11 protein-coding genes are annotated in these 9,757 nt (G+C 74.6%); all 11 read left to right on the plus strand.

Going from position 1 to position 9,757, the window contains the following annotated elements:
* Positions 1–400, plus strand: a 400-nt coding sequence (locus KMS84_RS35945; protein ID WP_256920734.1) for a hypothetical protein, incomplete at its 5' end; no start/stop codon positions are given.
* A 212-nt stretch (positions 401–612) separates the two neighbouring features.
* Positions 613–1,677 (plus strand): LacI family DNA-binding transcriptional regulator, encoded by a 1,065-nt coding sequence (locus KMS84_RS35950; protein WP_256920735.1) that lies wholly within the window; start codon positions 613–615, stop codon positions 1,675–1,677.
* A gap of 290 nt (positions 1,678–1,967) precedes the next feature.
* Complete coding sequence (locus KMS84_RS35955; protein WP_256920736.1) at positions 1,968–2,342, plus strand: hypothetical protein; 375 nt, start codon at positions 1,968–1,970, stop codon at positions 2,340–2,342.
* A 211-nt stretch (positions 2,343–2,553) separates the two neighbouring features.
* Entirely contained in the window at positions 2,554–2,922 is a 369-nt protein-coding gene (locus tag KMS84_RS35960) for an ArsR/SmtB family transcription factor (RefSeq protein WP_256920737.1), read from the plus strand.
* Between the two features lie 371 nt (positions 2,923–3,293).
* Positions 3,294–3,761 carry a hypothetical protein gene (locus KMS84_RS35965; protein WP_256920738.1) on the plus strand — a complete coding sequence of 156 codons (468 nt, stop codon included), beginning with the start codon at positions 3,294–3,296 and terminating at the stop codon, positions 3,759–3,761.
* A gap of 254 nt (positions 3,762–4,015) precedes the next feature.
* Positions 4,016–5,563: an ATP-binding protein gene (locus KMS84_RS35970; RefSeq protein WP_256920739.1), complete on the plus strand. Its 1,548-nt coding sequence runs from the start codon at positions 4,016–4,018 to the stop codon at positions 5,561–5,563.
* The gene (locus KMS84_RS35975) at positions 5,560–5,982 is read left to right on the plus strand and encodes a roadblock/LC7 domain-containing protein (RefSeq protein WP_256920740.1); all 423 of its coding nucleotides are present in this window, start codon (positions 5,560–5,562) and stop codon (positions 5,980–5,982) included. Before KMS84_RS35970 ends, KMS84_RS35975 begins: the two co-directional genes overlap by 4 nt.
* A complete protein-coding gene (locus KMS84_RS35980; protein WP_256920741.1) occupies positions 5,979–6,344 on the plus strand; it encodes a DUF742 domain-containing protein in 366 nt (121 codons plus the stop codon). Before KMS84_RS35975 ends, KMS84_RS35980 begins: the two co-directional genes overlap by 4 nt.
* A complete protein-coding gene (locus KMS84_RS35985) occupies positions 6,313–6,939 on the plus strand; it encodes a GTP-binding protein (protein ID WP_256920742.1) in 627 nt (208 codons plus the stop codon). Before KMS84_RS35980 ends, KMS84_RS35985 begins: the two co-directional genes overlap by 32 nt.
* Positions 6,936–8,192: a cytochrome P450 family protein gene (locus KMS84_RS35990; RefSeq protein WP_256920743.1), complete on the plus strand. Its 1,257-nt coding sequence runs from the start codon at positions 6,936–6,938 to the stop codon at positions 8,190–8,192. Before KMS84_RS35985 ends, KMS84_RS35990 begins: the two co-directional genes overlap by 4 nt.
* Entirely contained in the window at positions 8,189–9,421 is a 1,233-nt protein-coding gene (locus tag KMS84_RS35995) for a cytochrome P450 family protein (RefSeq protein ID WP_256920744.1), read from the plus strand. Before KMS84_RS35990 ends, KMS84_RS35995 begins: the two co-directional genes overlap by 4 nt.
* Positions 9,422–9,757: the final 336 nt, after the last annotated feature.

A 9,757-nucleotide genomic window follows, 5' to 3' on the forward strand; every position in this document is an offset into this window, starting at 1 on the left:
GCCCTCCGCCTCCCCCACCGCCTCGGCTCCCGCGGACGCGAGTCCCTCGGGGCCCGCCACCGGACAGGGCCGGAAGCTGGTCACGATGACGGTCACCGGGGGCTTCGCGGGGGTGAACCGCGCGGTGGTCGTGCGGGGCGACGGCGTCGTGCGCACCACCGACCGGGGCGCGTCCGCGGTGCACCGCGCGAGCGCGGCCCAGCTCACCAGGCTGCGCACGCTGCTCGCGGATCCCGCCCTCGCCGGCGTCCCGGCCTTCTCGCTGGACGGAGGCGCGGCCGACACCTTCCGGTACACGCTCCAGTTCGACGGCCGCACCGTCACCACGGACCGCACCGCCGACCGGCCCGCGATGAAGCGCCTCATCGACGCCCTGCGGGTCTGGCTGCCCGGAAGCTGACCTCGCGAGCCGGCCCACGTCGCCCGGGACCGTCCGGGCGGCACAGGCGTCCCACGCCCGTGACGACCGCCCCGCCTCTTCGTCGACAGGAGGACGCGGACGTGACTGCCGGTCCGGCGGCGGGCGTCCGGCGTGGGCGTCCGCCACGGGCGTCGTATGCCGGCTCAGGGCGTCTGGCACCATGTGGGAACGCACGGCTACCGGGAGACTCCATGACGCGAGGGACAGCGCGCGGCGGGGCCTCCCCGACGCCCCGCAGTGTCGACGTGGCCCGACTGGCCGGCGTCTCCCAGAAGACGGTGTCGCGGGTCTTCAACGACGAGCAGTACGTCTCCGCCGACGTGCGCCGGCGCGTCCTCGACGCGGCGGAGGAACTCGGCTACCGGCGCAACAACGCCGCCCGGGCCCTGGCCTCCGGGCGCACCCGCTCCATCGGCGTCGTGACGCTCGGCACCGCCCTGTACGGCCCCGCCTCCCTGCTGATGGGCGTCGAGCGCGTGGTACGGGAGACGGGATACGCCCTGCGCGTGGTCAACACGGTGGAAGGCGACCCCGCGGGCGTCGCGGGCGCCGTGAACTCGCTCCTGGACCAGGGCGTGGACGGCATCGTCATCTCCGAGCCGATCGACGAGCAGGCGGCCGGCGACGAGGGCGCCCTGCGCGTGGACGTCCCCGTCCTGGTCCTCGGCGCCCCGTCGCCCGTCGCCGCGCCCACCGTGCTCACGGCCGGCCACGGAGTCGACCTGGCGGCCCGGGCCGCCACCGAACACCTGCTGGACCTGGGCCACGCCACGGTCCACCACCTCGCGGGGCCGCAGGCCTGGTACGCCGCCCGCGACCGGCTGGACGGCTGGCGGGCGGCGCTGGCCGCCCACGGCCGGAAGGCTCCACCGGTCGTCGAGGGCGACTGGTCGGCCGCGTCCGGCTACGCGGCCGGCCGTGAACTGGCCGCGGACGACGACGTCACCGCGGTGTTCGCCGCCAACGACGACATGGCGATCGGTCTCATCCGCGCGCTGACCGAGGCCGGACGCCGGGTGCCGCACGACGTGAGCGTCGTCGGTTTCGACGACGTGCCGGTGGCCGCCTATGTGACTCCCCCGCTGACCACGATGCCGCAACGGTTCGACGCCGTGGCGCGGGCGGGCCTCACACGACTCGTGCACGCCATCGAGCACCCGGACGCCGCCCCGCTGCCGGCGAGTGAGCCACCGGTCGACCTGATCGTCCGCGCCTCGACCGCGCCCCCGCCGAGCCGCCCGGGCCCGGCCGGCTGAGGGAGCTCCGCCGCGCCGGCGCGCGAAGGCCGCTCGACACCGCACTGACCGGCACGACCGGCCGGCCACCCGTCGCCGCCGCTCCACCGTCGCCCCCAGCGCCCCACGCTTGCGTCGATCCGGTCGGATTGCGGATGCACTCGGTCAGAAAAGGACCCGACTACCGTCGTTTCGGAGTTCCTTGCGCCAGTCCCGGAGCACGTCACCCTCCCGGGGGACGGTCTCCGTACGGTCGGAGGACCAGCGGGGCCGGGGCAGACCGGGCCCGTGCAACCGGCGGGAGCAGCGCCATGGCGAATGTGGAGATCTCCATGAAAGAGACGATGACGGCGGTGGAGGGGGCGTTGGGGGTCGCCGTCGTGGACTACACCAGCGGCATGGCCCTCGGCACGCTCGGCGGCGGCAAGGACCTCGACCTGAACATCGCGGCGGCCGGCAACACCGATGTGATCCGCGCCAAGGTCCGCACCATGGAACACCTGGGCCTCAAGGGCGAGATCGAGGACATCCTGATCACGCTCGCGACCCAGTACCACCTGATCCGGCTGCTCAAGGGCCGGACGGGCAGCGGGCTGTTCATCTACCTCGTGCTGGACCGCGGCCGTTCCAACCTGGCCATGGCCCGCCACCAGTTGAAGCGGATCGAGGCCGAGCTCGAGGTGTAGGGACGCCGACGGCCATGGACTTCGCACGCCTTTGATTTGAAGATTTCTTCATCTCGACACATCCAGATCAGCGCATCACACGGGTGTGCGGAGCCGGCAGCCGTCAGGATCGGGACGAAGCACACGCGCGCGGCGGTGGACGACCGGCGGGGCGGACCGCCGTGCCAGCGAGGACCACGCACCGAACGCGGCAGGGAGCGAGCGATTGACCATGCAGGTTCCCCTTTACCAGGCCAAGGCCGAGTTCTTCCGCATGCTCGGGCACCCGGTGCGCATCAGGGTCCTCGAACTGCTTCAGGGCGGCCCCGTCGCCGTGCGGGACCTGCTCACCGAGATCGAGATCGAACCGTCCAGCCTGTCCCAGCAGTTGGCGGTGCTCCGGCGCTCCGGGATCGTGGTCTCGATCCGGGAGGGCTCGACGGTCAGCTACGCGCTGGCGGGCGGTGACGTGGCCGAACTGCTGCGCGCCGCCCGCCGGATCCTCACCGAACTCCTCGCGGGACAGAACGAGTTGCTGGCCGAGCTGCGCCAGGCCGAACCGCCCCTGCCGGTACCGCAACGCACCGCGGGGCCGCGCTGACCGGCGCAGGCGGCACGGTCGGGCACACGGAGGGCCCGGCGGTCGTGATCGTGCGACCGCCGGGCCCTCCGGACTGCCGCCGCCCGAGCGGCGTGGAGACGCCGCGGTGGGACGCGGCGGTGGGACGCGGCGGTGGGACGCGGCGGTGGAGACACCCTCGCGGCGGCGCGCGCCGGGCCGGGCTCCCGTACCGCAGTGCGCCGGGCCGGGCCGGGCGGGTGTCACCGACAGAGCCGAACGCCGGTACGGGTATCGAACGAAACAGACCAAAACGCCAGGGTTCGCCACCCCTTCCGCCACTTAGAGATATCTACCAACATGCATATGCCCGGTTGGCATGCGGCCACCGGAGGACGTCACACGGAGCCGAGATGAGCGATGCGAGGTGGGTGCGCGGTGTGGAGTGGCTCTCCGCGGCGGCGACGGACCCACGGCTGTGCAAGCGGGATTGGGATCACGGCGACGGGGTGGCACTGCTGGAGGCGGGCCGCTACTGGGACGTGCTGAGCGTGCCGGACCGGCTGGGGCTGCTCGCCCTGGATCTGCTGTGGCAGACCTCGCGCCCCGCCCCGGGTCCGACCCTGGTCGACACCGCGGCGCACCGGGTGGGCTTCTTCCTGCCGCCCGACCCCGGCAGCCGGTGGATCGGGGCGGGGCTGCGGCGCGCCGGCCGGGGTTCCTGGGTGGCGGTGCCGCCGCCCTACCGGGCCGCCCGCTTCGTGGAGTGGCTGGTGCCGCCGGACGGGACGGGCGCCCTGCACCCGCCCGGAACGCTGGAACTGGCGTTGAGACAGGCCAACGGGACGCTGGCCGTGCTGGCGCCGAAGCTCGGGGTGTGACCGGGCCCGGGCGAACCCGCGGCCCGGTCGACGCATCGGGACGGTCGTTCAATTCGCTTGCGGCGTAAGGCAATTCCGACAGTCGACGCAGAAGTGAACAGATACCTGGCACTTTCGGAGCGAAGTCTCGCTCGACCGTGCGGGATCGATCGATGACGGTGTGTACTGTGCTGCGAGTGCCCGGTCCAAGCCCGTCGGGCCGGCCCTGCCCTGAACGCCGCGACGCCGCCCGACCCCTCACTGGAACCGCATCCATGATCGAATTACCGGACCTCGTGGCCGGCGCCCTGGCCGCCGGCACACTGTCCGCGTTCGCCTTCGGCGGCGGGCTCGTGCGGGCACGGCGGCGGCACCACCGGCAGCTCGCGGAGATCGCCGCGCTGCGCACCCGACTCGACGGCACCGCGCGGGCGTTCACGGCCGAGGTCGAGCATCTGGCGACCCAGCGCGTACCCGCCGCCGCCCGTCAGGTGGCCCACCCGCACCTGTCCGTGCCGGGGCCCCTCCAGCCGCTCACCGCCGGAACCCCGCTGGGCATCGCCCTGGAGAACGTAGTGCTGGCGCTTCAGTCCGAGGCCGCCGCCCAGCGCACCCGCGTCGACGCCGCGGCCCAGGCCGGCATGCGCGGCGCGGTGCGGGAGATCCAGGCCGCGCTGTACCGGCTCCAGGACGCGCTGCGCGGGCTCCAGCAACGCTACGACGATCCGGAGCTGGCGCAGACCCTGTTCCGCCTCGACCACGAGAACGAGCAGTCGCTGCGCCGCGCCCAGGTGGCGGCCGTGGTGTGCGGCGCCTGGGTCGGGCTGGCGCGCGAGGAGTCGCATCTGGTGGACGCGGTGACCGGCGGGCAGGCCCGGCTCGCGGGCTACCACCGGGTCCAGGTCCACAACCACCTCGAACCCGGCACGGCCCTGGTCTCGCACGCCGTCGAGCCGGTGGCCGTCATCGTGGCCGAACTCCTCGACAACGCGCTGCGGCACTCCGCGCCCGACACCGACGTCGTGGTCGGCCTGGAGCACGTCCATCACGGGGTGTGCGTCACCATCGACGACGCGGGCCTCGGCATGACCCGCGACGAACGGGACCGCGCCCAGCGTCTGGTGGCGGGCGACGAGCCCATCCTGCTCACCGACCTCGGCGACCCGCCGCGCATGGGCCTCGCCGCGATCGGCCGGCTGACCAGGCAGTTCGACCTGAGCGTCGACGTCTCCTCGGCCTCGCCCTACGGCGGCGTGCGGGCGGTGCTGCGCGTCGACAGCCACCTCCTCAGCCATCTCGACCCGGCCGACCGGCCGCCGGCCGCGAGCGCGCCGCGCACGACCCGCACCACGCGCAGGACCGCGGCCGAGCGCCCCGCCGCCTCGGCACCGGCGGCGGCTGCGCACCGGTCCGCGTCGGCCCCCGGCCCCGCCCACGCCTACGGAACGGAGGCGGCGGCCGCGGAGGCGCCGCCCGGGCACCACGAGCCCGAGCCCTCCGAGGCCGACGGTCTGCCGCAGCGCCGTCGCCGCAGCAGGACCGCGCCCCCGGCGCCCGCGCCGGCCCCCACGCGCCGGGCCGAGCACCGTGCCGAGCGCCGTCCGGAGGAGGCCGCGGCCGCCCTCGGCGCCCTCCAGTCCGGCACCGCGGCAGCGCGCGCCGCGGCCGCGAGCCCCGGCGCCGGCGCGCCCGTGGACACCGCGGCCGAGCGCTCCGGCGACGCCCGCCCGCACGACGACACCGCCGAGAACCACCGGCCCGGCGACGACCACCGGACCGACCGGACCGACCAGACCGACGACGAAGGGGGCGCGGCCAGATGACCAGCCGCAACACGGGCGACACGGCATGGGTGCTGGAGCCGATCCTGCAAGTGCCGCACGTGCTGGCCGCCGTCATGCTGACCCGGGACGGTCTCGTGACGGGCTACACCGACGCCCTGTCCCAGCCCTCGGCGGAGCGGGTGGCCGCCATCACCAGCACCGTCCAGGGCGCCTGCCGCACGGCGGCTGCCGCGTTCGCGGACCGGGAGCGCGCCGAGGTACGGCAGATCGTCATCGAGTCCGACCACGGCTACGTGCTGATCGTGCCGACCGACCACGGCACCTGCGTGGCCGCGTACGGCGACGCGGAGGTGCGCCTGGACCTGCTGGCGCACCGGCTGCACTCGCAGGTGGCGCGACTGGGCGAGAAGGCCATGGCGGCCGCGCCCCGAGGAGCCGACGACGACCCTGCGGCATGACCGACCGCCCGGCCGGCCGGCCCCTGGTCCCCGCCTACCTGTCGACCGGCGGCGTGGCCCGGCCCAGCCGCCCGCACCTGGAGCGGCTGTCGGTGCTGGCCCGCAGCGGCGAGCCGCCGCCCGCCGGCCTTCCCGCCGCCGAACTCGCCCTGCTGGACAGCCTGGAGGACGGCTCGCTGGCCGTGGTGGAGGCCGCGGCGCTGCTGCGGCTGCCGGTCTCCGCCGTGCGGGTGCTGGCGGCCGATCTCGTCGACCGGGACCTGGTCCTCGCCCGCGCGCCGATTCCGCCCGCCGAACGGTACGACCCCGACCTGCTGAAAAGAGTGGCCGATGGCCTCCGCGCCCTCAAGCTCCGCCCGTAGCGCCGGCGCCACCGGCGTCGTCCACGTGCCCGACACCGACCGCGACCTGGTGAAGATCCTGGTCGCGGGGCCGTTCGGGGTGGGCAAGACGACCCTCATCGACTCGGTGTCGGAGATCCGGCCGCTGCACACCGAGGAGCCCCTGTCCGAGGCGTCCGCGGGGGTGGACGACCTGGCCGGCGTGCGGGAGAAGGCCACGACCACCGTCGCCATCGACTTCGGCCGCGTCAGCCTGCCCGGCGGCGTCGTGCTGTACCTGTTCGGCACCCCCGGGCAGGAGCGCTTCAGAAGCCTGTGGGACGACATCGCCCACGGGGCGCTGGGGGCCCTCGTCCTGGTCGACAGCCGTCGGCTCGACGCGTCGTTCGACGTGCTGGGGCTGGTCGAGGAGAGCGGACTGCCCTACGCGGTGGCCTTCAACGCCTTCCCCGACGCACCGCGCCACTACGGCGAGGACCGGCTGCGCCGGGCGCTCGACCTGGAGCCGGGAACGCCGATGGTGACGTGCGACGCCCGTGACCCGAACTCGTCGGTCGACGCGCTGCTCGCGCTCGTGGACCACCTCGTCGGACGCTTCCCGGCGGAGGCCCGGTGAACGCCTACCCCGCCGACCGGCAGGACTTCGCCCGCACCGCGCCCGTACGGCTGTGGGAGGACGGGTTCGCGTCGGACCCCGACCGCTACTACTCGGCGCTGCGCTCCCAGGGAGTCGTCGGCTGGGCGGAGTTGGCGCCCGGGGTGCCCGCGTACATGGTCACCGACCGGCGGGCCGCGCTGGACGTGCTGCACGACGCGGAGACGTTCTCGCACGATCCACGGGCCTGGGAGGCCACCGTGCCCGTGGACTCGCCGGTGCTGGGCATGATGCGGTGGCGGCCCAACGCGCTGTTCGCCGACGGCGCGGAGCACGTGCGCTACCGGACCACCCTCATCGACGTCTTCGACCTGGTCGAACCGCACGACCTGCGCGGGCGCGTGCACCGGGCGGTGCGGCTGCTGGCGGGACGCATCGGTCCGCGCGGCGAGGCCGACCTGGTCGCGGACTTCGCCCGGCCGCTGATCGCCCTGGTGCTCAACGACCTGTTCGGGCTGCCCGACAGCGAGGGCGACCGGCTCAACGAGGGCCTGGGCAAGATGATGGAGGGCGGCGCGCAGGCCGCCGAGGGCGAGGCGCAGTACGCCCAGTACGTGCTCGAACTCATCGCGGCGAAGGCCGGCCGGCGCGGCGACGACCTGCCCAGTCATCTGCTGGACCACCCGGCCGGGCTGACCCGCGAGGAGGTCACCTGGCAGGTGTTCCTCACCCTCGGCGCCGGTTATGAGCCGACCGCCAACCTCCTGTCGAACACCCTGTCCCGGATCCTGGGCAACCCGGCGTACTACTCCACGCTCACCAGCGGAGCCCGTCCGGTCATGGACGCGGTGGTGGAGGTGCTGCACCACGAGACGCCGCTGGCGAACTACGGCGTCTACTACGTCCGCAGGCCCGTCTCCTTCCACGGGGTGTGGCTGCGCGAGGCGGTGCCGGTCGTGGTCTCGTACGGGGCGCTCGGGCGGTTCGCCGAGCGGGACGACGTCGGCGGCCGGCACCCGGCCGACGCCTCGCACCTGTCGTGGGGCGCCGGGGCGCACGCCTGCCCGGTCAAGCAGCACACCCTGCTGCTGGTCACCGAGGCGATCGAGCAGCTCACCCAGTGGCTGCCCGACCTGGACCCCGTGGTGCCGCGGGACCGGCTGACCTGGCGGCCGGGCCCCTTCCACCGCTCGCTGAGCGCGCTGCCCGTCCGGTTCAGTCCCCGCTCCCCGGCCCCCGCCGTCTCCTCCACCTCGCAAGGAGTCCGTACGTGACCGTGACCGACCGCATCGCCCTCGACCCGTTCGGCGCCGACGTGCACGCCGAGAGCGCCCGGCTGCGCGCCCTAGGCCCGATCGTGCCCGTCGAGCTGCCCGGCGGCATACCGGCGTGGGCCCCCACCGGATACGACACCCTCAAGACGCTGATCCTGGACCCGCAGGTCAGCAAGGACCCCCGGCGGCACTGGCGGCTCTGGCCGGAGCTCGGCCAACACCCCTCCTGGGGCTGGATCCTGAGCTGGGTCGGCGTGGTCAACATGCTCTCCACCTACGGCCCCGACCACGCGCGGCTGCGCCGGCTGGTGGCGCCGAGCTTCACCCACCGGCGCACCGAGGCCCTGCGCGGCCGTGTGGAGGCGATCACCGTCGAGCTCCTCGACGCCCTGGACCAGGACGCCGACCGCGCGGCCCCGGTGGATCTGAAGGCCGCGTTCGCCCACCCGCTGCCGATGCGCATCATCTGCGAACTGTTCGGTGTCCCGGAGGAGTTGAGGCCGGCCACCGGACGGCTCATCGCGGCGATCATGGACACCTCCGATCCGACGCCGGAGCACGCCGCGTTCGTGCAGGAGCAGATCGGCACCGTGCTGGGCTCGCTGATCGCCCACAAGAGCGAACAGCCGGGCGACGACCTGACGACCGAGCTGATCCGGGTGCGCGACGAGGAGGGCGACCGGCTGAGCGACGAGGAACTCCTCTACACACTGCTGCTGGTCATCGGGGCCGGGTTCGAGACGACCGTCAACCTCGTCGGGAACGCGGTGGTGGCGCTGCTGCGCCGGCCCGAGCAGCTGGCGGCCGTGCGCCGGGGCGAGATCGGCTGGGACGCCGTCGTGGACGAGACCCTGCGGCTGTACCCGTCGATCGCCACGCTGCCGCTGCGCTTCGCCGTCAGCGATCTGAAGGTCGGCGAGGTGACGATCCCGGCGGGCGACGCCATCATCACGACCTACGCGGCCGCGAACGCGGACCCGGCGCACTACGGGCCGGGCGCGGAGGAGTTCGACGCGGCGCGCGGTGCGGAGGACCACCTGGCCTTCGGCATCGGCGTGCACCGGTGCATCGGGGCGCCCCTGGCCCGTATGGAGGCGCTCACGGCGTTGCCCGCGTTGTTCGAGCGGTTCCCCGGGCTGCGCCTGGACCCCGCGGCCGGGGAGCTGCGGCAGGTGCCCTCGTTCATCGCGAGCGGCTGGCAGGAGATCCCGGTCCGGTTGCGCGGCTGACCGGTCCCGACGTCGGCCCGGGGGCCGCTGCGACGCGCTCGCGGGCCCCGGCAGCGCCCCTGCACGGCCGCTCCCCGACGTCGTCACCGGCACGCTTGGCCGCGGCACCGGGCGGCCCGGCGGCGCCCCCGGGCCGATGCCGAGCCAAGCCCGGGCGGGGCGCGACGGGCTGCGGTCACCGGCGGCCCGCCGAAGAGCCGGCGGACCAGGCGCGCGGACCTGTGGCAACACGACTCGGCCCGCCGCCCCCTCGTCCGTCCCGCGGCCCTCACGTCCCGCCCGGGCTTGGCTCGGCATCGGCCCGGGGGCGCCGCCGGGCCGCCCGGTGCCGCGGCC

It is taken from the genome of Streptomyces hilarionis (assembly GCF_024539675.1).
In the GTDB taxonomy this organism is placed as follows: domain Bacteria; phylum Actinomycetota; class Actinomycetes; order Streptomycetales; family Streptomycetaceae; genus Streptomyces; species Streptomyces hilarionis.